Here is a 24,375-nt window from a genome sequence, read left to right on the forward strand (position 1 = left end):
CGGACACGTCCCGGAAATTCTGCCTGGGTCCCTTTTACGTTGTCAAAGGCCGGGTATCGGATCAATCCATTCCCTCGAAACGTCCACCCCGCGGGATTTTAGCCATTGCACCCACCCCCGCTTGAAAACGACCCACCATACCTTATATATTAAAGGTCGCTCTGCGGGACTAACTCAGTGGTAGAGTGCGACCTTGCCAAGGTCGAAGTCGCGGGTTCGAATCCCGTGTCCCGCTTTCCTTTCGACAATTTAGAAGCCATCCTTCACGACTTGACCCAGAAATTAACCAGTTAAGCAATCCAATAAAGCAGTGTGGTGAGAAACTGGCAAGAGTTGTTTGCTCAAGGGTTCGGTTGGGTGAGGCGGCAAAGCCGATTTCACGCTCAGGGTTGGACGCGCCCGGCATAAGCCGCGGGCGTGCTAATGTGGTCCAACATGCAGCCGCTGGAGATTCAGCCGAACTTCGATATGACCGTGCGGGTTGGTTGCAGCCTCGTCTACGAAGTCACCGGTACGGCGATGCTTCTCATCAATCTGAAGCTCCGTCCCGACCGCAACCATGCCGTGCTCTTCGAAGCGCTGACGCTCGGCAATGATCTGTGTGCCGAAGAATTCATCGACACCCACGGGAACGTCATTTCTCGTGTGCGGCTGATGCCTGGTACTAATTGCTTCCGGCACGATGCAATCGTCACGGTTTCCTCGCAACCGGACAACTACGGCCTCCCCGCCACCGTTCCGCAGGCACCAGGCGATCTCCCCGCCGCGTTGCTGCGATACACGTTACCCAGCCGGTATTGCGACTCCGACAAGCTGACTGATTTCGCGTGGGGAAAATTTGGCCACATCGAGCATGGAATGCCCCGCGTTCAGGCTATCAGCCGCTGGCTGCACGACAACATCGAGTATCGCTACTTGTCCGGTAGAGCCGATTTGTCGGCCTGGGACGTTTTGCAACGAGGCTATGGCGTTTGCCGCGATTTCGCGCACCTCGCAATCGCGCTCAACCGCACTTTCAATCTTCCGGCGCGCTATGTGACCGGCCACTTGCCTGACATCGGCTTTCCAGATCCGGACAATCACATGGATTTTCATGCTTACGGCGAAGTCTACATCGACGGGACCTGGTTCACGACTGACGCCCGTTTCCATGTGCCGCGCATCGGCCGCATAAAGGTTTCATGTGGACAGGACGCGGTGGATGGAGCGTTCTCGACCATCTATGGGGGCGCGACGCTAACCTATTTTCAGGTCTGGGCTTATCAGGTGGCGCGAGGGGCTGTGGGTGTCGGTGATCCGATTGATCTCACGCAGCGCCTCGACAACCAATGGACCGTAAGCACCGACGCAGAGCGGTGATGCGCCGGAGCCCTGGGTGAAGTCTTATAGGCTTTTGAAGGCGAAAGCCGCCGGGACCGGCCGGCCCATCGTGGCTCAACCGGCCGGCTTTTTCAATGTGCAACTAGTACATTGGTGGTCCGCCATTGCCCGGCATAGCTATAGCTTTTTCTGCGTCCGGGATTTCCGAGATGAGGGCTTCGGTCGTGAGCATCAAGGCCGCAATCGAGGCTGCGTTCTGGAGTGCAGAACGGGTGACCTTGGCTGGATCGAGAATTCCGGCAGAGATCATATCCGTGTACTCTTCGGTTGCGGCATTGAATCCAAAGTTTGCCTGTTTCGAATCGCGCACTTTCTCAACAACGACAGCTCCTTCATGTCCCGCATTGGAGACGATTAGCCGGAGGGGCTCTTCAAGGGCTCGCTTCACAATCGTTACGCCGATTTGTTCGTCATCTTCGAGCTTCAGCTTCTCAAGAGCCGGAATTGCGCGCAGGAATGCGACGCCGCCTCCAGGAACGATACCTTCCTCCACAGCAGCACGAGTCGCATGCATCGCGTCTTCAACACGCGCTTTCTTTTCCTTCATTTCGATCTCGGTTGCCGCGCCGACCTTGATAATGGCCACGCCGCCGACAAGCTTCGCCAACCGTTCCTGGAGTTTTTCGCGGTCATAGTCGGAACTTGTATCCTCCATCTGAGTGCGAATCTGTTTCACACGTCCCTCGATGGCCGCGCGTTTTCCGGCGCCCTCGATCAGGGTGGTGTTGTCCTTGTCGATGACAACTCTTTTCGCCGTACCAAGATCTTCTACTTTGATATTTTCCAGCTTGATTCCAAGGTCTTCGGTGATCGAACGGCCATTGGTAAGGATTGCAATATCATCCAGCATCGCCTTCCGGCGATCGCCGAAGCCAGGCGCTTTTACCGCGGCCGATTGCAGGGTGCCGCGCAGCTTGTTCACGACGAGCGTGGCGAGCGCTTCCCCTTCAATGTCTTCCGCAATGATCAACAGGGCGCGCCCCATCTTCGACACCTGTTCCAGGATCGGCAGGAGGTCTTTCATTGTGCTGACCTTCTTCTCGCAGATGAGAATGAAACAATTTTCCAGCACGCATTCCATGCGGTCCGGGTCGGTAACGAAGTATGGTGACAGATACCCGCGGTCGAACTGCATGCCTTCGACCACTTCGAGGGTGCTGTCGATCGTCTTTGCCTCTTCGACCGTGATCACGCCGTCCTTGCCCACCTTCTTCATGGCGTCAGCGATGATATTGCCGATTGTCGAGTCGTCATTTGCAGAAACCGTAGCAACCTGAGCGATCATGTCCCCGCTCACCGGCTTCGACAGTTTCTTGATCTGTTCGGTCACTATCTCAACGGCCTTTTCGATGCCTCTCTTCACTGCCATCGGGTTTGCTCCCGCTGCCACAGTCTTCACGCCTTCACGGAAGATCGCCTGTGCCAGAACGGTGGCAGTCGTCGTGCCATCGCCGGCGATGTCACTGGTTTTCGAGGCGACTTCTTTCACCATCTGGGCGCCCATATTTTCCAGGGGATCTTTCAGTTCGATTTCTTTTGCGACTGTAACGCCGTCTTTCGTAATCAGCGGCGAACCGAATTTCTTATCGAGAACCACGTTACGGCCCTTTGGCCCAAGCGTAATCTTGACCGCATTCGCGAGCACATTGATGCCGCGCAGAATTGCCTGACGTGAATCTTCGCCGTGAACGATCTGTTTCGCCATTATTAACCTTCTATTTCTTGCCGGCTGCTTTGCCGGCGGTTGTGAAAACACCCATGATTTCGTCTTCGCGCAAGATCAGATAGTCCTGATTCTCAACTTTGATTTCGGTTCCTGAGTACTTTCCAAAAAGTATCCGGTCCCCTTCTTTGACTTCCAAAGCTGCAATCGTACCGTCCTCCAGCCTCTTGCCGGTTCCAACGGCTACCACTTCACCTTCCTGCGACTTCTCCTTTGCGGTATCCGGGATAATGATTCCCCCTTTTATGGTTTCCTGCTCTTCGATCCGCTTAATCAGTACGCGATCGTGTAATGGTCGTACTCTCATGAAATGTGATCTCCTTGCACTCTGGTTATGACATTTGTGACTTAACTACGTTAGGTGAATTTATTGACGCACGCAAGCATTATCTGGTACGATTTATTGACTCATATTAGTTAAGTCGCAAAAAAGCGAAGATCGGGAGACATGGATATAGCTCAATTGATTCAGCAGAAGCTTACCGAGCTGGGATTGGACCAGAAGGATCTGGCTGATGCTGCAGAAATCACCGAGTCCTATGTCTCTCAGTTATTAAGCCGGAAGAAAATGCCGCCCGCTCCGGAGCGAACCGACATCTATGAAAAGCTTGGCGCGATCTTGAAGCTGCCTGCCGGGAAGCTGGCCGGCCTGGCGGATCTCGAGCGCAGGCAGGAACTGAAGAAGAAGATACAGAGTCCGCCGCTTCCGTTGTTTCGAGAGGTTCGCGAACTGCTTCTCAAAAAATGCAGGCCGGGGAAGCGGCCGCAGATACGAGCAATTTTCGAGAAGGAACCGTTTGGCGAGCTTGAGCGTTTGATCACCCAGAAGCTCCTGGATGTGGTCCAGGCGCTGGCCAAAGAGGAACTCGGGAACGAAAAGTGGCTTCGCATCGTAGCCCGGGAAACCGACCGGAGTTATAAACAAAGGCGTGTCGCCGTTCTCGAATTCCTGGATGCCGATATCTTCAACATAACGCCGGAATGTTGCACCGCTTTCCTGGATCCGCTGATCCGATTGTGGGAAATCGATCTCGCTTCATTTAGCCTGGAGATCGCCTTGAATCGCAGTGTGGCGCCCGCGAAGGTTAAGAGATTCGAATTCGTGGAAAAGGTAGATGAAGGTTCTTCGTCTGCAGAGCCGGGCCTGCGGGAGTTTCTCAGGGATCAATCTCTAAGGAGAGACGCAACGCCGGACGAAATCGAGTTTCTTCAGCAGTTGCGCTTCAAAGATGGGTTGCGCCCAACTGCGCTCTATTACTATCGCGAGATGCAAAACCTCCGAGACCCGCTTCATTTCCAGCGAAAGTAGGTGCGATGGACAGATCACTGAATAGCCTATTCGACGCCGAACTCGGCGCTGCGCTACTTGGTTCGAAGTAATATGCGCTTGTACCGGGGGTCTCCGACAATCAACTGGCGCACCTGATCCCGCAACTCCTGCCAGTCATGAATGAAATACCCGGCTTGTTCGTTTCCCATCACTTCCGCACGTTTGTCTTCGAGTAGTCGAATGATGGCCTCAAGCTCTGTTCCATTCTCCGGGGACTGCCTGCCTGCAACAGATTCAAGCGCTTTTCGCACGCGATCGAATTCCGCATCCACCTGTACCCTGATTTGCTCAGCCCAGGCGATTTGATTTACGGTGCCGATCAATCGCAGTTCCGCCATTCGCGCGACAGCTCCACCTTCACCCTCCCACACGGCAATCGCGTCATCCATACTTAACCAATATAGGTGAATAATGATAAAGACTCCACTGCTAACCGTACTGTATACTGAACGAGTATTAGTTAAGCACGATCATGACAGAATTGATGCGAGTTGAAGAAGAGTAGCCTCCAATTACACCGCTTGACTGCGGGTAATTGGCGTAATTCGCGGTCGTCGGACGACGAGGCGCCGCTGCGGTCGGAACTGTTCAGTACCGACCAGATGAAAGAGTACGGCATAACTCTCGCAGGCTCGCACAAGTTAAGTACGAAATCGGCTGCGAATCCGCTTCTCACGCGATTGGCTGAGAATGAGGATGTTCTGACTGGAGTGTACTCTCTACTCACCGAGGCCGTTGCAGCAGACCGCCGAATCGCACCGGCCGGAGAATGGCTGCTCGACAATTTCTATCTCATCGAAGAACAGATCCGCATGGCCAAGCGGCACTTGCCGAAAGGATACAGTCGCGGTCTTCCTCGTTTGGTGAATGGCGTGTCGGCGGGCCTTCCACGCGTCTACGACATCGCGCTCGAGACCATCTCGCACGGCGATGGACGCTTGGACATCAATGGCCTTGAAAGCTTTGTCGCGTCTTACCAGACCGTCACCATCCTGACGTTGGGTGAATTGTGGGCAATACCGACCATGTTACGCCTGGCATTGATCGAGAATCTCCGGCGCATCGGGGCGAGCATGGCTACCGGCAGAATAGACCGCAACGATGCGGACTATTGGGCCGATCGGATCATAGACGTTGCTGAAAGCGATCCGAAGAGTCTGATCATGGCGATCGCCGACATGACGCGGTCGAATCCGAATCTGTCGAGTTCCTTTGTTGCGGAGTTTACCCGACGCCTGCAGGGGCTGGGTTCCGCATTGGCATTGCCGCTGACATGGATTGAGCAAAGGCTGTCGGAGTCGGACCTGACGATCAAGAAATTGGTGCAGTCCGAAAACCAGCAACAGGCGGCCGACCAGGTTTCTATCAGCAATAGCATCGGCAGTCTTCGATTTCTTGGATCGACCAACTGGCGGGACTTCGTTGAGTCGATGAGCGCTGTCGAAAAGGCGTTGCGTCAAGATCCCGGGCGAACGTACGGCAGAATGGATTTTGCCACACGCGATCGCTACCGTCACGTCGTCGAGCGGATCGCGAAACGTTGCCACGTCACGGAACAGGCAGTCGCATGCAGCGCTGTCGATCTCGCCAACGGTTCGGCCGCGCAAGCCGAGTCCGGCGATCGAGCCATACACGTGGGGTTCTATCTCATCGACAAGGGATTGGCTCAGCTTGAACGTACGGTGGGCGTCCGTCGTTCTGCGTCCGGGCTTTTCCGAAGTGCGCTCAGAAAGTTTCCTCTACTGCTCTATGCAGGTGGAATTGCGCTGATCACAACTCTGCTTGCAGGAGGCCTTCTGTGGATTGCGTTCGACGGTGGCTTACGTGGTGGAATGCTTACATTACTGGCCGTCGTATTGGTTCTCTCGGCAAGTCATTTTGCTACTGCAATTGTGAATTGGCTGGCAACCTTGTTGGTAGCAGCCGATTCTCTGCCCAGAATGGACTTTTCTGAAGGGATTCCGGCGGAATCACGCACGCTGGCTGTTATCCCAACGATGCTGACGAGCGTCAGAAACGTCGAGGATCTGGTCGAAGCCCTGGAAGTTCGATTCCTCGCCAATCGCGACGACAACCTGCACTTCGCCCTCTTGACCGATTTTCGCGATGCTGCGCTGGAAACCATTCCTGAAGATGAGTCGCTCCTCTTTTTGGCAAAGACAAGAATCGAAGAACTGAACGAAACGTACTCAAAAGGGAAAGACGAGACTTTCTTCCTGTTTCATCGCCCGCGCCAATGGAATCCGGAAGAATCTATTTGGATGGGTTACGAACGGAAACGCGGAAAGCTTGCCGATCTGAATTTTCTCCTGCGCAGCGGATCAAAAGAGCGTTTCTCGACTGTCGTCGGTGAAACGGGAATCCTTTCGCAAGTGAAATATGTCATCACGCTCGACACGGATACGCAATTACCGCGCGACTCGGCACGGCAGTTAGCAGGAACCATGGCGCATCCGCTGAATCGTGCGCGCTACGATAAGGTCCGGCAACGCGTCTCGGAAGGTTACGGGATCCTTCAGCCTCGCGTGGCGGTTAGTCTTCCGGCGACGAACCGATCGCGTTATGCACGAATGTTTGGAAATGAACCTGGCATCGATCCCTATACGCGGGCCGTCTCGGATGTTTACCAGGATGTGTTCGGTGAGGGTTCCTTCATCGGCAAGGGTATCTACGATGTCGATGCCTTTGAGGCTTCGCTCGCAGATCGCCTGCCGGATAATCTGATTCTCAGCCACGATCTTCTGGAGGGATGTTACGCGCGCGCAGGCCTGGTAAGCGATGTTCTGTTATACGAGGAACACCCATCCGGGTACAGCGCGGACGTCAGCCGCCGCCGCCGCTGGATTCGAGGAGATTGGCAGATTGTCCAATGGCTGCTGCCGCGCGTACCGGGTGCCGGCGCTCGCCTTCAGAAGAATCCGATTTCCCGGCTTTCTCGCTGGAAGATTCTCGACAACTTGCGTCGAAGTCTCGTACCTGCGGCTTTAACCGCTTTTTTCTTGCTCGGATGGACCGTTTTAACGCCCATCTGGCCCTGGACCTTGTCGGTTGCCGCAATCATCCTGGTCCCCACGTTACTTGCGGCCAGCGTGGATATCTTTCGGAAGCCGAACGATGTTGTGCTGGGTCAGCACCTCATGGCGTTAGCGCGTTCGGCAGGCAGCCGCTTTGAACAGGCTGCATTTTCGATTGCCTGTCTTCCGTATGAGGCCTTTTTCAGCCTCGGCGCCATTGCGCAAACGAACATTCGAATGCTCGTCACACACAAACGGCTTTTGGAATGGAATCCTTCCAATAGCCTTGACGGTGATGTTGGCACGGGCATCCTCGCGCTGTACCGATCCATGTGGGTCGGCCCGGCTGTTGCAGCCGCCTTGACAATCTATCTGGCGCTCGTAAGGCCGAGTCTTTTGTTCGGAGCCTTATTCATACTGAGTCTCTGGCTCGTTTCGCCATTCTGGGCCTGGTGGCTTGGCCGGCCATTCACTGTCACCGTTCCGAGGCTTACTGCCGATCAGACTGCTTTCCTTCAAAGGCTTTCCCGAAAAACCTGGGCCTTCTTCGAAACATTTGTCGGCCCGGAAGATCATTGGCTGCCGCCTGATAACTTTCAGGAAAACCCTGCCCCGGTCGTCAGTCACCGGACGTCGCCGACGAACATAGGTTTGGCGCTACTCGCCAATATGTCTGCGTATGACTTCGGCTACATTTCATCCGGACATCTTATTCAACGGACCGCTGATACATTTCGCACTCTGGAGATTTTGGAACGGTATCGCGGCCATTTCTATAACTGGTACGACACTCAGTCTCTGAAGCCCCTGCTGCCTCTTTACGTTTCGACCGTTGACAGCGGCAATCTCGCTGGTCACCTTTTGACCCTGAGAAGCGGCCTTCTCGCACTTCCGGATCAACCCATAATAAGGCCGCAGTGTTTTGATGGAATCCGGCACACGGTTGGCGTTCTGATGGACGTCGTGGGAACAATAGTTATACCCCGCCTGTCTCAACTACGAACGGCCGTCGAGGCTGCGCGGCACAACCCTGCCGACTCGCTCGCCGCCGCCATAACGTGTCTCGAACAGCTCACCGTGATTACTGCGGAAGTGGCGGAAACCTTGAATGCCGCCGCCGGCACCGAGGCACATTGGTGGGCCCACGCGCTCGCCCGTCAATGTCGAGACGCACTCGATGACCTGACCTTTCTCGTTCCATCTCTTGCGGCACTCGACGACCACCGTCCAGATCAGATACCAACGCTCCGCGAATTATCATCGTCGGCCGCTAAAGAGCGGATCGCGGCTATCGAGCGACTGGCAGTGCAGGCAGGCGAATTCGCCAATATGGATTGCGCCTTTCTATACGACAAAAGAAGCCGGCTGTTTGCGATCGGTTATAACGCAAACGAGCGCCGGCAGGATTCGAGTTACTACGACCTGCTCGCTTCGGAAGCCAGACTGGCCACTTTCGTTGCTATTGCTCAGGGGCAGACGCCCCAAGAAAGCTGGTTTGCTCTCGGACGTGTGCTCACGAGTGCCGGCGGAGATCCCGTGCTCGTCTCCTGGAGCGGGTCGATGTTCGAATATTTGATGCCGCTTCTGGTAATGCCGTCCTACGAAAACACTCTTCTGGATCAGACCTGCAGAGTGGCCGTGAAAAGACAGATCGAGTACGGCAAAAAGCGAGGAGTACCGTGGGGTATTTCAGAATGCGGTTATAACACGATCGATGTTCATCTCAATTACCAATACCGCGCTTTCGGTGTGCCCGGGCTTGGGTTCAAACGCGGGCTCTCCGAGGATCTGGTCATCACGCCCTACGCGTCGGCTCTGGCCCTGATGGTGCAGCCCGAACACGCCTGTTCGAATCTGCAGCGCATCGCCGCCGCGGGGGCCGCGGGCAAGTATGGCTTACACGAAGCAATCGATTACACGCCATCGCGCCTGCCAAGAGGACAATCAAGCGCGGTGGTCCGGTCGTTCATGGCACATCATCAGGGCATGAGTTTGCTGTCGCTGGCTTACTTACTGCTGGACCGGCCAATGCAAAAGCGCTTCGAGTCCGAGCCTCTGTTTCAAGCGACTCTTTTATTGCTGCAAGAGCGTATACCGAAGGCTACCCGGTATTACTCACATACCGCCGAGTTGTCCAGCGCACATGCCGGTTCCAGAGATCGGGAGGCGCGGGTGAGGATCTTCAATACCCCGAACACGCCGGTGCCAGAGGTCCAGTTGCTCTCGAATGGCAGCTATCACGTGATGATCACCAACGCCGGCGGCGGTTACAGCCGCTGGAAGGACATGGCCGTCACCCGCTGGCGCGAAGACGGGACGCGGGACAACTGGGGCACGTTCTGCTATATCCGCGATGTAAAAAGCGGGAAAGCCTGGTCCGCTGCTCATCAGCCAACGCTACAACCGTCGGAGGGCTACGAAGCCATCTTCTCGGAATCGCGAGTTGAGTTCCGGCGGCGCGACCACCAGATCGAGACACACACCGAAATCGCCGTCTCGCCGGAAGATGATATCGAGTTGCGCCGGGTCCGCATCACCAATTCCGCGCCGACACGCAGAGTCCTCGACGTGACCAGCTATGCTGAAGTTGTTCTGTCGTCCTCCGCTGCAGACGCACTGCATCCGGCCTTCGGGAATCTGTTTGTGCAGACGGAGATTCTCCGCGATCGGCAAACGATTCTCTGTACGCGCCGTCCGCGCTCTTCTGAAGAGACCACGCCTTGGATGTTCCACCTCATGGTCGCAACTGGCGCGGCGGTTGGAGAAGTGTCATACGAAACGGATCGCGCCCGGTTCGTCGGCCGTGGCGGGACGCTTGCAAGTCCACAATCCCATTCGGCAGCTCTTTCCGGCAGTGATGGTTCTGTCCTCGATCCGATTGTAGCGATCCGATGCCGTATCACTCTCGATCCGGGAGAGACTGTCAGCATTAACATCGTCTCCGGCGTGGGCGAAACGAGGCACTCATGCATCGAGCTGATCGATAAATATCAAGACCTGCGTTTTGCGGATCGCACCTTCGACCTGGCGTGGACGCACAGCCAGGTGCTGTTGCGGCAGATCAACGCCACAGAAGGCGACGCGCAACTTTATGGACGGCTTGCCGGTTCTATCATCTATGCCAATTCATCGCTGCGCGCCGATGAGAGCCTTCTCTTCGCGAACCGCCGCAATCAATCCGGTCTATGGGGCTATTCGATCTCCGGCGATTTGCCGATCGTATTACTGCGAATTGCAGACCCGACTCACATCGATCTTGTACGGCAGCTCGTGCAGGCGCACGCATATTGGCGGCTAAAAGGAGTTGCGGTGGACCTGGTGATCTGGAACGAGGATCAGGCGGGTTATCGGCAGCCACTTCACGACGAGATCATGGCATTGATTTCTGCCGGCGTTGAAGCCGACACAAATGACCGTCGCGGCAGCATCCTGGTAAAGCTCGCCGAACAGATCTCTCCCGAGGATCGAATTCTGCTCCAGGCGGTCGCACGCGCCATTATTACCGATAGTGACGGGCCACTCGTGGAACAGCTTGGCCGTCGCGCAATCCCTATCCTTCCACGAGAAGATGGCGCAAAGCGAGGGGGCAGGGCCAACAGCAAGATAGGTTCTTCCTCAGTGAATTCACCCGCTCCCCGCGATCTGATGTTTTTCAACGGGTTTGGCGGATTCACGCGGGACGGCCGCGAGTACGTCATCACTGCCACACGCGATGAAATGACGCCGGCGCCGTGGGTAAATGTGCTCGCGAACCGTGCTTTCGGAACGGTCATTTCAGAAAGCGGCGCCGCCAACACATGGAGCGAAAATGCCCACGAATTCCGCCTCACTCCATGGTCGAACGATCCGGTGAGCGATTCGAGCGGCGAAGCCTTCTACATTCGCGATGAAGAAAGCGGCTACTTCTGGTCGCCGACGTTGCTCCCCTGCGGCGGCAAGACCCCATATGTCGCCCGCCATGGCTTCGGCTACAGCGTCTTTGAACATACGGAAGAGGGCATTCGCTCGGAACTCTGGGTTTATGTTGCCATTGACGCATCCATCAAATTCGCGGTGATCAGGCTGCGAAACGATTCCGGTCGCCTGCGCCGGCTCTCCGTTACGGGCTATGTCGAATGGGTTCTTGGAGACCTGCGGCCAAAGTCGATGATGTACGTGACGACCCAAATCAATGCCAGCGGTGACACGATCTTTGCGCAGAATCCATACAGCACGGAATTCGCAGATCGAGTTGCGTTCTTTGGCGTGGCTGACGCAACGGATGGAGTGTCTTGTACAGTGTCCGGTGACCGGACTGAATTCTTGGGGCGCAATGGAACGTTGTCGAGCCCGGCGGCCATGTCACGCTCGCAGCTCTCCGGAAGAGTAGGGGCCGGTCTGGACCCTTGTGCGGCCATCCGGGTTCCATTCGATCTCGGCGAAGGTCAGGAGCGGGAAATCGTATTCACGCTGGGGGCTGCGAGTACCGGCGAGGCGCGCAGCCTGGCCGTTCGCTTTCGGGGATCCGCGGCAGCGCGTGGCGCACTCGAAGCGGCTTGGGAACATTGGAATCGGACGCTGGGCGCAGTGCATGTCGAAACGCCCGATCCCTCCATCGATGTTCTGCTGAACGGGTGGCTGTTATACCAAACGCTGGGATGCCGTTTTTGGGCGCGAAGTGGCTTCTATCAGCCGGGCGGCGCGATCGGGTTTCGCGATCAATTGCAGGACGTGATGGCACTCATCTATTCAGAACCGCATCTCGTCCGGGAACATTTGTTGATTTGCGCCGGGCGTCAGTTTATCGAAGGAGACGTTCAACACTGGTGGCATCCTCCCTCTGGCCGCGGCGTACGCACTCATTGCTCCGATGATTACCTCTGGCTGCCGCTGGCTGCCTGCCGGTACATCGCCGCCACCGGAGACATCGGCGTTTTGGACGAACCCATCCATTTCGTCGAAGGCCGCCCGGTAAAAACAGATGAGGACGCTTACTACGACTTGCCCGTCCGATCCGACGCGGCGGCGACCCTATACGATCATTGTGCACGCGCCATTCTGCAGGGACTTCGATTTGGTGAACATGGTCTTCCACTCATGGGCTCCGGCGACTGGAACGACGGTATGAACCTCGTGGGCAAACACGGTAAAGGCGAAAGCGTCTGGCTCGGATTTTTCCTTTATGAAGTGCTCCTGCGATTTATCGACGTTGCGCGTATGCGCGGCGACACCATGTTCTCGGAACGTTGCCGGAACGAGGCGGCCCGCCTGCGAGCGAATATCGAGCGGAACGGTTGGGACGGCGAGTGGTATCGGCGCGCATACTTCGACGATGGCTCGCCCCTCGGCTCGGCGATCAATACCGAATGTCAGATCGATTCAATTGCCCAAAGCTGGTCTGTGCTGTCAGGCGCCGGCGATGTGGAACGTTCGCGGCTTGCCATGGATGCCGTGGATGCGCGCCTGGCTCGCCGGAACAATATGTTGATCCAGCTTCTGGACCCTCCGTTCGACAAGTCCCCTTTAGATCCAGGATATATAAAAGGATATGTTCCGGGGGTTAGAGAGAACGGCGGGCAGTACACTCATGCCGCTATCTGGGCGGCGATGGCGTTCGCGGCTTTGCGCGACAATCGCCGGGCCTGGGAGCTGCTGGCCATGATCAACCCTGTGAACCACGGCGGATCTCCGGAGGGGATCGCGACCTACAAAGTCGAACCCTACGTGATGGCCGCCGATGTTTATGCCATGCCGCCTCATACGGGCCGTGGTGGATGGACCTGGTATACCGGATCGGCCGGTTGGATGTACCGGCTGATTATGGAGTCCCTTCTCGGCCTGCGACTTGACGTGGACAAGCTGTATTTCGCGCCCCGCTTTCCCTCAACCTGGAACGCCTTCAAGGTCCACTACCGCTATCGAAAAACCGTTTATCACATCACGGTCCTGCGAGGACCCGATGGTAGTGGCGAAACCAGCGTGACGGTGGACACTGTTAGCCAACAGGGAACGTACGTCCCTCTTGTTGACGACTACAAGGAACACACAGTAGAAATGAAATGCCCTGCTTGAGATGTGGGGCGCCAATCTGGAATTCTCGCCAGCCACAGGCTATTTTCTCTGTCGAATAGCCGCGCTCAGTTGCTTTTACATACTTCAACCAGGCAGACCGAATACGTCGAATTGCGATTCGGCGGCGGAACTTCGAGGCCCTTACCGGCCATGAGCTTCCGAAGCAGCGCCGCGGTTTCGGGATGGGGAATCGCGGACTGCACACCGACGCGGACAAGCCCTTCGGCGTAGTCGAGTGCGAGCCAACCATGTCCGACGAGCGGGCCCGCTCTCGTGTCGCGGCTGCCTTTGTCGCGGACGTCCAGTTGGGCGCCGTGATCTGCGAGCATCTGAACGATCTCGTTGCGTCCTTTGTGCGCCGCGCCGTGAATGGCCCGGCGCCCGTCCGTATCGACCGCATTGGGATCGAGGCCGAGTTCCAGAAGCATTTTCACCGCTTCGACATTGTCTTTTTCCGACCACTCGTACGTAATGCCTTCAACCCAACCGATACCGGAGGCGACGGCAAGAGCCGTCGTGCCTTTCCTTGTGGCAATCTTCGGATCGGCGCCGTGTTCAAGCAGGAGCTTCATCAAAGTCACGTCGCCGGATTGAGACGCGCGCAAAAAAGCCGTTGCGCCGTCTTCGTTGAGCCACTTGCCTGTGAAGACGGTTCGCTTTTTCGTACTGTCGATCATTCTGGCATTCACGTTGGCTCCCTTATCGAGGAGCTTTTTGATGAATTCGAGCTGATCCATATCGGGAGGACGCGTTGGATAATCTCCGCCGTCGATGCTGCGGTTATCGGTGGCAAGATATAAGGGCGTCCAGCCTCCCTTATTGACGAGATTCACGTCCGCCCCGTTGTCGATGAGAAGCCGCAGATGACGCGGATGACGCAGATGACGCAGATGGGGCGCAAAAAGGGATTCATGATGCGCCCCATCTGCGTCATCCGCGTCATCTGCGGCTAAACACGACCTTTGAGGCTCTTTAATTTTTCCCGGAGTTGTTCGACTTCACGCTCTGAGTTTTCGATATCCTTCGCCGTCACCGTGGAGGCGGTGCCTGGGCCGCCAGTCTCAGCGCCCCTTTTCAACTCTCGCAAGATTCCTTCTTCCTTTGCGAGTTGTATTCTGGCTTTCCGAAGGTCACGGCGTGTTGTCATGTTCAGATGATACCGCGAGCGGTTCCCTGGCGAACGGTAGAATCGCGCGCGAAGTGGTGCGGCGATCATTCCCGAAGGTACGATCGCCGCTCTTGGGGAAGTATATGGCAGGCTTAATGTGGCTGCGAGCGGTTAATAAATGCGGCGTTCATCTGTTATTGGGCCTTCCTTGCCCTTTAGTTCAACCAGCCATCCTTGGCGGTCGCTATCGATAAAGCAATGGTCGTGCCAAATAACGAAGCGCACTAAGCTCCTGATTCCTTGGAGGGATTGAATTCCGTGTGCCGACGGCAGGTCAAAGGTTTGTCGCCTACGTCAGAGCGATGTCATTTCGCCGTTCAGGGACGTGCTGACGTACAATGAAGGCGCATGTGGATTCATAGCAGAATTAAGCAGGAAGAAGAGATTGCTACACGGACGGAAAATCTCAAGCGTAACGCGCCGGTTGTCTACGATGGACTGTGGAAGAAAATCGTTGAAGACATTGCAATAGCCAAAGAACATCCCCATTTTCGAACGATGCAGCCGGGGACTGACGGCACCGAATATCAACGAATTGTATATATGCCGCATTCCGGCGGCGAACGGGTGGAGTGCCGTCTTATTATTTCGGAGGACAACAGCCATATTAAGGTCACCGGGGCGGTTGAAGAATCCTTCGAGATAGGCCTGCGTGCGGATGGAACCGGCTTTCTTTCCCGGAATGGAAATACGGTGTCGTATGAAAGAGCCGCACAAGTGATATTGGAACCGCTGCTGTTTCATGCCACGTAGCTGTTCTGTCTTAGCGCGTAACCTCTCAAATTCCTTCAATTTCAATGCATCGCATCATTAACTAATTTTAGTGAATGCGTTGACCCTACATCGACTCTACGATAAAATTTAAAACTGGAATTGGTTAAGTTCAGAAAACCCGCATCCGGAACCGAGGCCATGGATGTATCTCAATTGATTCAACAGACTATGATCAGGTTGGGATTGGACCAGCGCGCCTTGGCCGATGCCGCAGAGGTCACGGAGTCTTATATCTCCCAGCTTTTGAGCCGCAAGAAGATGCCTCCTGCTCCCGAGCGGACGGACATATACAACAAGCTTGGCCGGGTTTTGAAGCTGCCTCCGGGAAAGCTCGCGGTCCTCGCCGATCTTCAGCGCCGGGAGGAGCTCAAACGGAAGATACAGAGTCCGCCTGTGCCCTTGTTGCGCGAAGTTCGGGACTTGCTTCTGCAAAAATGCAAGCCGGAGAAACGGGCGCAAATACGTGCGATCTTCGAGAAAGAAGCGTTTGGCGAACTTGAACGCCTGATCACCCAGAAACTCCTGGACGTCGTCCAGTCGCTCGCCCGCGAAGAATTGGGACGCGAGGATTGGCTGCGAATCGTCGCCCGGGAGAGCGCTCGAAGTTATAAGCAAATGCGGGTGGCCGTTCTGGAATTCCTGGATTCCGATGTGTTCAATATCACGTCTGAAAGCGGCGCCGCTTTCCTGGACCCGCTGATTGTCTCGTGGGACATCGACCTCAGAACGTTCAGCCTGGAGATCGCCCTGAATTCGAAGGTCGCTTCAGCGAACGTGAAGAAGTTTGAGTTTCTCGAAAAGCAAGCCGAAGGCTTCCTGGCAGAAGAGCCGGGCTTGCGCGACTTTCTTAAGGATCGCTCTCTCAGCGCAGATGCAACGCCGGAAGAAATCGATTTTCTGCAAGCTTTACGTTTTGCCGGAAACCGGCGGCCGACGGCGATTTATTACTATCGCGAACTGCAGAACCTGCGAGACCCGCTTCATTTTTATCGAAAGCAGACGTATGACTGACCATTTCAATGCCCAATTCAGCGATGCTTTGCTTGGATTCAACGGAGAGGCCGTTCCCTATTGTCAGGGCATCTCGGATATGATCGCGCAGCAATATGCGCGGGACTACGCAAGAATGCTGGCGAATCGGGCAAGAGGGCTGGAGTTTGTGCTTCCTCGAATCCCGCATGGATTGTTCGAGCCCTCCCGCAATCTCATCAGAGCCACACTGGACAGAATGTCTGCAAAATACTTTCCTGCGAACGTAAAGCCTGGTTAGCGCCGAAAGGGTTGGAGTTCGGTGATGATTTACTTAACTGTTCCGGGTAAATATATCCGCCCATCATGTCAGGCATATCCGGTATAATGGACTGAAAGTGGTTAAGGTCTGAACGCTATTGTGTGCCAGAGCGCGCCTTGAAAGAAACAGGAGTAACATATGAAAATCGACAAGGAAGAAAGTAGAATCCGGGACATTCGAGTGTGGTGTGAGCACTGTTCTATTCGGATCGCGCCGCATGAGGAAAAAACCGAAGTGCACGGTAAGACGTACCATCCACGGTGTTACTCAAAGCACTCTGCCGCCAGATCAGCCAAGGTTCTGGAAGCCGGCAACGTCACATAAAATGGAACGTGGCGCGCCATGCCCGGCGCGCCACGAAGCTTCCTTCAATCGGTAACTAAAAGTCCGTCTGCTCTTCCGATCCGGCCAATGCCATATTTGAAGAAACCTCGTCCGCTTCGGTTTCTTCCTGGCATCGAATGCACAATGTAGCCCACGGTATGGCCTGCAGCCGTTTCTCGCTGATGTCGGTACCGCAACGGACACACTCCCCATATTGGCCCCGGTCCAGCGCTTTAATGGCTTCCTCGATAAACCTCAGGCGGGCGAAATCGCTTTCGTGCAGGTTGTAAAAGAGTTCTTTGTTGTGGCTGATTGCGGCCAGATCGCCTTCGTCTTCGGTATTCTCGGCCTTGATTTCTTCCGCTGCGGCCCGGTTACGGTTGATCGAGTTGATCAATTTTTCGTAATCCGCCGTCAATCTTTGACGGGTTTCCTTCATCTTCTTCGCATCCATACTTATCTCCCACGGATCTTTAAATCGGATACTTGCCAAAATGCAGTCGGCGAGTATGGGCGTTGAGAGGGCATAAAGCAATGCAAAATTGCACAAAGGTTCCGCTATTTGCTCGTTTTCAGCTGCGCTTCCTCGTCACCTGTCAGGATCTCGGCTCCATAGAGAGAACCGAGCTGTTGGAGACTGGCTTTTTTGGGGGTCATCCGCATGGCGAAATCACGAATCCCACACAGTATAGGATTCTCGAGCTGGGCGGCTTTCCCTAAGCGCCGGGACCAGAGTTGTATTCTTCGAGAGCGGCTCAACCGCCGGCGTTCGTATTGAAGCAACGCCTTCTCAATCGGATCGACGGACTTCAAGCACACCGCAAGGACAACACTGTCTTCGATCGCCTGGCACGCTCCCTGTCCGAGATTCGGAGTCATCGCATGCGCGGCGTCACCCAGGAGCGCGACGCGGCCCCTCACTAGTTGCGGCAGCGGGTCGATGTCATAAATGTCGTTTCGCAGGATACAGTCATCGCTCGACGCCGCGATCAACGCCTCGACAGGCCAATGCCACCCCCGGAACAACCCGGCCAGTACGGATTTCGTCCCGCTGGATGGGTCCCGCTGCCCCTCAGGTGCATTCTTTACCGCAAACCAGTAAACACGGCCTTTGGCCATGGGGATAATTCCGAAACGGCGTCCACGTCCCCATGTCTCACCCATCGTTGTCCCGGCATCGGATGACTTCACGACCGTGCGCCACGCCGTATACCCGGCGTAACGAACCGCAGGGCTGTCGAACAGCTGGGCACGGACAGTGCTTCGGAGACCATCCGCGGCGACCAAGCCGTCCGCACGAACGGTTTCGCCGGTATCGAACCGCGCCGTCACTCCGCTGAGGTCCTGGCGGACTTCGACACACCGCATTCCCAGGTGAATACAGCCCGGCTCAACATGGCGCATTAGGAGCGCCAGCAACTCCGCGCGATGAACGACTGCCACCGTCCCCAGATTCTGCGCGAGTTCGCCGGCCGCCATCGAAGCGAGCACGGTGCCATCCGGCCGGCGCAGTCCTCCTTGCAACGGCACGATGCCCTCAGACTGAAGTTCGCCGGCCAGCCCAAGCACACTGAGCGCGCGAAGCGCATTCACCGCCAGCGCAATACCGGCGCCGACCTCCCCGAGCTCCGGCGCCCGCTCGTAGACATCGACGTCGATCCCCACTCGCCGCAACGCGATCGCAGTCGTCAATCCACCGATTCCGCCACCCACTACAATGATGCGCATCACCGCATGATTTCACGTTCGACTCGGGAGTGCCAAGATGCTGAAGGAGTTCAAGCGGGTGGCTGAGTGGCGATCGATGAAGCAACCATCCCCTTGGCCTTTCGCGTCAGCGCCAACTTGTTTGCGGCGTTGAAAGCCGCGACTTTGTAACACTCGGCCAAGGTTGGATAATTAAAGATCGTGTTGAGAAAATAGTTCAGTCCGCCGCCAAGAGCGAGGACCGCCTGCCCGATATGGATGAGTTCCGTCGCTCCGCTTCCAATGCAATGGCAGCCCAGCAGCCGGCCATCATCACGGTGAAAGAGCATTTTGAACATGCCGGAATCGTCGCCCAGAATCACCCCGCGGGAGATTTCTTTATAGCGGGCAATGCCGGTTTCATACGGAACCTTCTGGCGCGTCAATTCCTCCTCTGTCGCACCGACCATCGAGACCTCAGGAATGGCGTAAATCCCTACCGGGAAATGGCTGGCCATCGGTTCGGCCGGCAGGCCAAACATGGCACATGCCGCAAGACGTCCCTGTTCGCTGGAGGTGGCGGCCAGCGCGGGAAAGCCGATCACGTCGCCAACGGCCCAAATGTGTTCAACGGCCGTGCGATAATTGCTGTCGACTTGCAGCCGTCCCCGGGCATCCGGTGCGATGCCGATGACATCGAGCCGCAGCTTATCGGTCGCACCCACCCGTCCTGCCGAAAATAAAATCACGTCAGCGACCAGGTATTTGCCGGACGAGAGTTGGATGAGTCCCTGACGTTGTGGGGCTTCGACAATATCGATGTGCTCCACGGCATCCCCACAGCGCAACATCACGTCGTTCCGGCGCAGTTGATGAACCAGCTCATCGCCGATTTCCTGATCGAGAAACTCCAGAGGACGGGGACGCTGGTCGATAACCGTCACGGGCACACCCAGCGCCGCGAACATCGAAGCGTATTCGATACCGATCACCCCGGCTCCCACAACCGCAAGCGTGCGAGGAAGCTGTTGCAGCGTCGGAATGTCATCGGAGGTGATGACCGTTTGCCCGTCAGGCTCCACACCGTGGGGCTTGCTCGGCCGCGTACCGACAGCGATCAGAATCTGATCGCCGGTGATAAGCGTGTGGCCGTTTCCCGTATCTATCTGTACGGTATGCCTGTCGGTAAATGAGGCCTGGCCGTGAACCAGATCGATGTTGTTTCGCTTGAGCGCATCGCCGATGTTCTGCATCTCCCGCTGCATGACGCGTCCGAGTTGCCGGACCAATTGGCTCATCGAGGGACGAACCGGCGCCGCATAGATATTTCCAGCGGGACCGTCGAGATCGGGCGGGGGCTGGAAACGCTGTACGGCCTCGCGAAACGTCTTGGAGGGAATCGTCCCGGTTTCGATACAAGCGCCGCCGATGCACGGTTGCTTTTCGATGACCACAACTTTCTTTCCCAGTTTCGACGCCTGAATCGCGGCCCGCTGTCCCGCCGGGCCGCTGCCAATGCAAATGAGATCGTATTCGTAACGTTGAGTCATAAATTTATGCTGCGCGCTATCGCGCTTGCGCTTCGCGTATTTATGCTGCGTGCTCTTGCGCTTGCGCTCCGCGTTCTCTTCGGTTGATGCGTCTGCGCCGCCACGTGCCGGCGGCGTCAGGAGTTTAATTCGGACGTGTGAACGTTTGGTTACCGAGCCGTAACAGGAATACCAGACGGCGGGCCTTCGCGCTGCAAAATTCGTTCAACCCGTTTTCAATGCCTGCAGTTGCCTGGATCAGCGTAATTTGCGTTCGAGCAACCGTTCGTAGTCAGCCCAATTGAATTGCTGAATCACGATGGCCGCTCCGTCGGGCAGGTGACGGATCGCGACGAGGTAATCTGCGATGTGGGCGCTCATGGCTGAATTATAGGAGCCAGGTCCCCAGCCCACGTGTTTAAATTCTGCATCGTCCCGGCGTTCGAGCACTTCCGGGCATGTTCGGCGCCGCCGATTGTTCAAATTCCGACAATTCTCGGCGGAAGTCCGTTGAGCGTTCCCGAAAACCCAATCTGGAATTCGGACGGTAGGATGATTTGAACAAAATAAATCAAGAGTTTAGCTCGTGACGCGCGTCACGTCGTAATTCACGATCGAAGCTTGGCGCGTGACGCGCGTCACGCCGCAATTCACGATCGAAGCTTGCCTCATGACACGCGTCTCACCTCAGTTTACGATTGAGGCTTGTCTCGTCACGCGCGTCTTATCCGAGTTCAGAATCAAAGCTTGCCTTCGTGTTGGAGACGATGGTCATCGAGGAAGCATTCAATCTTTTCCCGCTCGTTCGCGGTCCAGGCTTTTTCCAGTTCACGAATGTTCCGTTCAGGCAGCCTATTCATGCGGCTATGAATCAACCTGATCTTGGCTCTTTCGCGGCCGACTGGTGACAATCGGCCTTAATCGCTCGACCTGAGGTACAAGAAGGGGTTCTTGTGTTTATTGTGCTCTTTCCCTTTTGGTCTTAGCGGCTGTTACGCTTGCGGAAGGCAACTCCAAAACTGAGCAGCCCCGCACCCAACAACATAAAACTGGACGGTTCCGGCGTCGTTATCGTTATCGGAACCTGGTTCACCGTCGCGTTTGACATCAGTGTGATTGTGCCATCGCCGCTCCAGATCGCACCGTTGACGCTGTGGAAGGTCGCCGAATCGTATGGAATCAGCGTGGTTGCATTGATCATGTCACCAATGTGGGCAACTAAGCCCAAATTGGTGCCGGAGTTGTCGTAGAGGTTAACGAAAGTGTGCCCAGCCTGGGCTATTGTGCCGATCGAGGCGGAGCCCGTCAGACTCAGGTCATCGGCGATGTTCAACACAAAAACGTCGCCGGCGCCTAGGAGCCTGTCGGGAATAAGACTTCCTGAACGAACTTTCAATAACTTACAGACGCAACCTAACTCGTAAGCTATTGATTCTTCGTTCGACAAAGCTTATTACCGACAGGCTCCTAGTGCATGCTTTTATGTCAAGTCTTTCGATTCTATCGAGTGATGTTCGGAACAAATTATGGTGTCGCACGAGCCCGCACCAGGGGTTGACGCCGCCTTAATTAAGAAACCCCCGCAGCCGAACGAAGCTTTGACGGTCTCGCGAGATCAACTGGGAATCTCATCATTCGCAAATGTCGAAGGCCGGCGTCGTTTACCTTGTTGACTGGAACTGCTGGTCCGGGCGATTCCGGGCGAGCTGAATTGCCAGAACCGTTGCTGTGGTCAACGTGGTTGGCAACCGCAACGTTAGGGAGAATGAGAAGACCGTCGGCATGTCTTTGCGGATCCATTGCTGTCGAAAGCAGTCCGGGACTCGGGACCACTTTTCACCCTCCCAAATGATACTGAAGATTCCGGATCGCTTGGCTGTCTGTGGGCACATCAGCACAGTGAGGCGTCCGATGCCGCAGAAGCTGCAAACAGCGCGAAGAGCGCCTTCGTCGCCAGCATGAGCCATGAGTTACGCCCCGAATGCCGTCATCGGCTACAGCGAACTCACGAAGAAGAGGCAGAAGAGCAGCAGTTCCGGGAATTTGTGCTGGACTTGGCCCCTCGCGCTCATCAACGACACCCTCGATTTATCTAAGATCGAAGCCAGAATCTCAACGAAAAGGCCTGCGGGCATGATTTTCAGGACGAATTACCAGACACTAGAAGCGGAAAGCGCCCAAAGAAAGCCGTGCTGGCGAAAGATTTCAAAGGGAGATCTGCCGAGGAGCCTGCTCTGAGAGTGCCTTGCAGTCTTTGGAGTCCATCCTGGTGCAAGTCGGACAGGGTGACCAATCAACTTGAGACCCGGTACGAATCTCACCGGCAGAAGTTATTATTACTCTGGGAGCCGGGCCACTTCCGCCCACAGGGCATTGACGTCAATCTGAAGACCTGGACATCCGGGGACGGAATCGATCAGACCGGACGTGATCCCCACCACCTTCTGGTACAAGCCTTCGGCCGTTCGATCGAAGATTTCGAAAGTTCCAAGCGCAGGGTCGATGAGCCAGTAGTACTGGACACCGAACGCAGCGTATTCCGCCATCTTTTCCACGCGGTCGCGCCGTTCATCACGCGGCGACGGGGTGACGACTTCGACCAGAATGTCCGGCGGGCGAGTAATTGGACCGCGCCGCGGGGGCGCTGGACTGCCGGGGAGAAAGACCGTGAGGTCCGGCTTGCGTCCGCTATCTCGAGCTGTCATCACTTTCAGCTCTGAACCGAGCACAAATCCTTTTCCCGCCAACCAGTGGCTCAGGGTATAAACGAGCCACGAGATGACGAGTTCGTGAACCGCATCCGGCACTTCTTCCTCCGTTAAGCGGCCTGCGACAAGTTCTCCTTCTTCGTCTTCGGGCATTTCGAGCCATTCCTGCATGGAAAGCGGACGGCCCACTGTTACCAGTGAGGAGTCCAGAATCGGCGGCCACGCGTTGGTCATAACGAAAGTCTATCACGCGGTTTCGTGGGATCGAATGGGAGCCGGTCGGAGGCAACTCTCGAAGAGGCGGCGCTCCGCTCGTTAATTGGATCTCCTGCTGACTGCCTGTTCGGCTTCGGACTTAACTCTTTTGAGATTGTCGGGTCGAACCTGAATGCCGCCGGACGAACAAGCCCACTGTCAGGCCGGCGGCCAGCAGTGTCATCGTTGAGGGCTCAGGAACGCCGGTGCCTGCGAAGGGTTGGTTACTCGCGATTTCCGAACCCGAAACGAATTGGATGCGTCCGCCCGTATTGATCAGTTCACCGCTGAGGTCGAGATTCGAAAACTGGAAGTTACCGCCGTTCGTCGCCAGAAAGGTCCCATACAGAAGATCGCCGCCCGAGGTCTGAAAGACGTTGCCTGAATTGCCGGTAAAGTTCCACAGTATCTGCGAAGCGGTCACCCCATCGAGGGTAAGGGCTTCGTTTGTCTGGAACGAACCGCTGACGTTGAATACAAAAATACTTGAAGCCGTGCCGGAAATGGTCAGATTCGGATTGTGCAGCGAGCCGACATCGATAACGTTCAAGCCTCCAGTGCCGTTGATCGTCTGTGTACCATTGATGTTTGCATACGCCTGAGTCGCAGTAAGACCGGCTGCCGTAGCGGAAAGGGTATTGGCATCCATAAATGCCTGCTGTCCAAAACTTGCAGCGATGAGTTGTGTCATCGGTGCGGTCGCTATATGCCACAAGTCGTCGCCCTTTACCGTGCCGCTCAGGTAGACGGTTCCGGTGACTCGGCCGCCTCCTCCGCCGGACGACATTGTGTTTGTGCCATCGCCGAGAAGGATGCTTCCGGTGATCGGTCCGCTGTTCACCATGATTGAAGCGTTGGGGCCGGCCGAGACGATGCTGTAATTTCCCAACAGGTTTCCCAGGGTCAGTGCGTCGCCATAGGCAGGCATGCCCGGAAGAGATGAGGCGGCAATCGCCAACAGCGAGAACAGGAGTACGCGGCTCGATCTAAGCGCAGCGACGGGGGTGTGTATCCACTTAAGCACATGCCTTCCAATTCTGCCGAAAGTTCGGCGAAGCCCTGACCTGGTCACCATATGGCATGTAGAGTGCCACCTCGATCTTCAACGTAACGTGATGAATCTATTGAAAGAATCGACCCTA

General features: G+C 55.9%; 18 protein-coding genes and 1 tRNA gene. 7 read left to right on the forward strand and 12 right to left on the reverse strand.

Annotation, left to right across the window (positions count from 1 at the left end; genetic code table 11):
- Window positions 1-163 precede the first annotated feature (163 nt).
- Together VGK48_10285 and VGK48_10290 are read left to right on the forward strand one after the other, a co-directional pair.
- A tRNA-Gly gene (locus tag VGK48_10285) sits at window positions 164-235 on the forward strand.
- 188 nt (window positions 236-423) lie between these two features.
- Window positions 424-1,359, forward strand: coding sequence for a transglutaminase family protein (locus VGK48_10290; protein ID HEY2381552.1), 936 nt, complete (start codon window positions 424-426; stop codon window positions 1,357-1,359).
- 103 nt (window positions 1,360-1,462) lie between these two features.
- Here VGK48_10290 and groL read toward each other — a convergent pair whose 3' ends face one another.
- Entirely contained in the window at window positions 1,463-3,085 is a 1,623-nt protein-coding gene (groL, locus tag VGK48_10295) for a chaperonin GroEL (protein HEY2381553.1), read from the reverse strand.
- 10 nt (window positions 3,086-3,095) lie between these two features.
- Window positions 3,096-3,410 (reverse strand): co-chaperone GroES, encoded by a 315-nt coding sequence (groES, locus tag VGK48_10300; protein HEY2381554.1) that lies wholly within the window; start codon window positions 3,408-3,410, stop codon window positions 3,096-3,098.
- A 141-nt stretch (window positions 3,411-3,551) separates the two neighbouring features.
- Between groES and VGK48_10305 the strand changes: the two genes are divergently transcribed.
- Window positions 3,552-4,412 carry a helix-turn-helix transcriptional regulator gene (locus VGK48_10305; protein HEY2381555.1) on the forward strand — a complete coding sequence of 287 codons (861 nt, stop codon included), beginning with the start codon at window positions 3,552-3,554 and terminating at the stop codon, window positions 4,410-4,412.
- Window positions 4,413-4,465: 53 nt separating this feature from the next.
- Here the strand turns inward: VGK48_10305 and VGK48_10310 are convergent, their stop codons facing one another.
- Window positions 4,466-4,822, reverse strand: coding sequence for a hypothetical protein (locus VGK48_10310; GenBank protein ID HEY2381556.1), 357 nt, complete (start codon window positions 4,820-4,822; stop codon window positions 4,466-4,468).
- Between the two features lie 132 nt (window positions 4,823-4,954).
- On the opposite strand from VGK48_10310, the gene VGK48_10315 reads away from it, so the two are divergent.
- On the forward strand, window positions 4,955-13,498 hold the full coding sequence (locus VGK48_10315; protein HEY2381557.1) for a glucoamylase family protein: 8,544 nt from the start codon (window positions 4,955-4,957) through the stop codon (window positions 13,496-13,498).
- A gap of 65 nt (window positions 13,499-13,563) precedes the next feature.
- On the opposite strand, the gene VGK48_10320 is transcribed toward VGK48_10315, so the two are convergent.
- Together VGK48_10320 and VGK48_10325 are read right to left on the reverse strand one after the other, a co-directional pair.
- Window positions 13,564-14,475: an ankyrin repeat domain-containing protein gene (locus VGK48_10320; protein HEY2381558.1), complete on the reverse strand. Its 912-nt coding sequence runs from the start codon at window positions 14,473-14,475 to the stop codon at window positions 13,564-13,566.
- On the reverse strand, window positions 14,448-14,645 hold the full coding sequence (locus VGK48_10325) for a hypothetical protein (protein ID HEY2381559.1): 198 nt from the start codon (window positions 14,643-14,645) through the stop codon (window positions 14,448-14,450). Before VGK48_10325 ends, VGK48_10320 begins: the two co-directional genes overlap by 28 nt.
- Before the next feature lie 369 nt (window positions 14,646-15,014).
- Between VGK48_10325 and VGK48_10330 the strand changes: the two genes are divergently transcribed.
- The 3 genes from VGK48_10330 to VGK48_10340 all read left to right on the forward strand — a co-directional run bounded on the left by VGK48_10330 (window position 15,015) and on the right by VGK48_10340 (window position 16,710).
- A complete protein-coding gene (locus VGK48_10330) occupies window positions 15,015-15,419 on the forward strand; it encodes a hypothetical protein (protein HEY2381560.1) in 405 nt (134 codons plus the stop codon).
- A 189-nt stretch (window positions 15,420-15,608) separates the two neighbouring features.
- The gene (locus VGK48_10335; protein ID HEY2381561.1) at window positions 15,609-16,451 is read left to right on the forward strand and encodes an XRE family transcriptional regulator; all 843 of its coding nucleotides are present in this window, start codon (window positions 15,609-15,611) and stop codon (window positions 16,449-16,451) included.
- Window positions 16,444-16,710, forward strand: coding sequence for a hypothetical protein (locus tag VGK48_10340; protein HEY2381562.1), 267 nt, complete (start codon window positions 16,444-16,446; stop codon window positions 16,708-16,710). Before VGK48_10335 ends, VGK48_10340 begins: the two co-directional genes overlap by 8 nt.
- Window positions 16,711-17,110: 400 nt before the next feature.
- Here the strand turns inward: VGK48_10340 and VGK48_10345 are convergent, their stop codons facing one another.
- From VGK48_10345 to VGK48_10375, 7 genes are all read right to left on the reverse strand, one after another.
- A complete protein-coding gene (locus tag VGK48_10345; GenBank protein HEY2381563.1) occupies window positions 17,111-17,509 on the reverse strand; it encodes a TraR/DksA family transcriptional regulator in 399 nt (132 codons plus the stop codon).
- 104 nt (window positions 17,510-17,613) lie between these two features.
- Entirely contained in the window at window positions 17,614-18,783 is a 1,170-nt protein-coding gene (locus tag VGK48_10350; GenBank protein HEY2381564.1) for an FAD-dependent monooxygenase, read from the reverse strand.
- A gap of 50 nt (window positions 18,784-18,833) precedes the next feature.
- The gene (gene sthA / locus VGK48_10355) at window positions 18,834-20,291 is read right to left on the reverse strand and encodes a Si-specific NAD(P)(+) transhydrogenase (GenBank protein ID HEY2381565.1); all 1,458 of its coding nucleotides are present in this window, start codon (window positions 20,289-20,291) and stop codon (window positions 18,834-18,836) included.
- Window positions 20,292-20,528: 237 nt separating this feature from the next.
- The gene (locus VGK48_10360) at window positions 20,529-20,651 is read right to left on the reverse strand and encodes a hypothetical protein (protein ID HEY2381566.1); all 123 of its coding nucleotides are present in this window, start codon (window positions 20,649-20,651) and stop codon (window positions 20,529-20,531) included.
- A 601-nt stretch (window positions 20,652-21,252) separates the two neighbouring features.
- Complete coding sequence (locus tag VGK48_10365; GenBank protein ID HEY2381567.1) at window positions 21,253-21,717, reverse strand: PEP-CTERM sorting domain-containing protein; 465 nt, start codon at window positions 21,715-21,717, stop codon at window positions 21,253-21,255.
- Between the two features lie 889 nt (window positions 21,718-22,606).
- On the reverse strand, window positions 22,607-23,212 hold the full coding sequence (locus tag VGK48_10370) for a Uma2 family endonuclease (GenBank protein HEY2381568.1): 606 nt from the start codon (window positions 23,210-23,212) through the stop codon (window positions 22,607-22,609).
- A gap of 121 nt (window positions 23,213-23,333) precedes the next feature.
- Window positions 23,334-24,257 (reverse strand): PEP-CTERM sorting domain-containing protein, encoded by a 924-nt coding sequence (locus VGK48_10375; GenBank protein HEY2381569.1) that lies wholly within the window; start codon window positions 24,255-24,257, stop codon window positions 23,334-23,336.
- Window positions 24,258-24,375: the final 118 nt, after the last annotated feature.

It is taken from the genome of Terriglobia bacterium, from assembly GCA_036496425.1.
Lineage (GTDB): Bacteria > Acidobacteriota > Terriglobia > 20CM-2-55-15 > 20CM-2-55-15 > 20CM-2-55-15.

Excerpts from the sequence above, each read along its gene's own strand:
- VGK48_10290 (HEY2381552.1), top strand. The coding sequence starts at position 424 with ATGTGGTCCAACATGCAGCCGCTGGAGATTCAGCCGAACTTCGATATG.
- groL (HEY2381553.1), bottom strand. The coding sequence starts at position 3,085 with ATGGCGAAACAGATCGTTCACGGCGAAGATTCACGTCAGGCAATTCTG.
- groES (HEY2381554.1), bottom strand. The coding sequence starts at position 3,410 with ATGAGAGTACGACCATTACACGATCGCGTACTGATTAAGCGGATCGAA.
- VGK48_10305 (HEY2381555.1), top strand. The coding sequence starts at position 3,552 with ATGGATATAGCTCAATTGATTCAGCAGAAGCTTACCGAGCTGGGATTG.
- VGK48_10310 (HEY2381556.1), bottom strand. The coding sequence starts at position 4,822 with ATGGATGACGCGATTGCCGTGTGGGAGGGTGAAGGTGGAGCTGTCGCG.
- VGK48_10325 (HEY2381559.1), bottom strand. The coding sequence starts at position 14,645 with ATGACAACACGCCGTGACCTTCGGAAAGCCAGAATACAACTCGCAAAG.
- VGK48_10330 (HEY2381560.1), top strand. The coding sequence starts at position 15,015 with ATGTGGATTCATAGCAGAATTAAGCAGGAAGAAGAGATTGCTACACGG.
- VGK48_10335 (HEY2381561.1), top strand. The coding sequence starts at position 15,609 with ATGATCAGGTTGGGATTGGACCAGCGCGCCTTGGCCGATGCCGCAGAG.
- VGK48_10340 (HEY2381562.1), top strand. The coding sequence starts at position 16,444 with ATGACTGACCATTTCAATGCCCAATTCAGCGATGCTTTGCTTGGATTC.
- VGK48_10345 (HEY2381563.1), bottom strand. The coding sequence starts at position 17,509 with ATGGATGCGAAGAAGATGAAGGAAACCCGTCAAAGATTGACGGCGGAT.
- VGK48_10350 (HEY2381564.1), bottom strand. The coding sequence starts at position 18,783 with ATGCGCATCATTGTAGTGGGTGGCGGAATCGGTGGATTGACGACTGCG.
- sthA (HEY2381565.1), bottom strand. The coding sequence starts at position 20,291 with ATGACTCAACGTTACGAATACGATCTCATTTGCATTGGCAGCGGCCCG.
- VGK48_10360 (HEY2381566.1), bottom strand. The coding sequence starts at position 20,651 with ATGAGCGCCCACATCGCAGATTACCTCGTCGCGATCCGTCACCTGCCC.
- VGK48_10370 (HEY2381568.1), bottom strand. The coding sequence starts at position 23,212 with ATGACCAACGCGTGGCCGCCGATTCTGGACTCCTCACTGGTAACAGTG.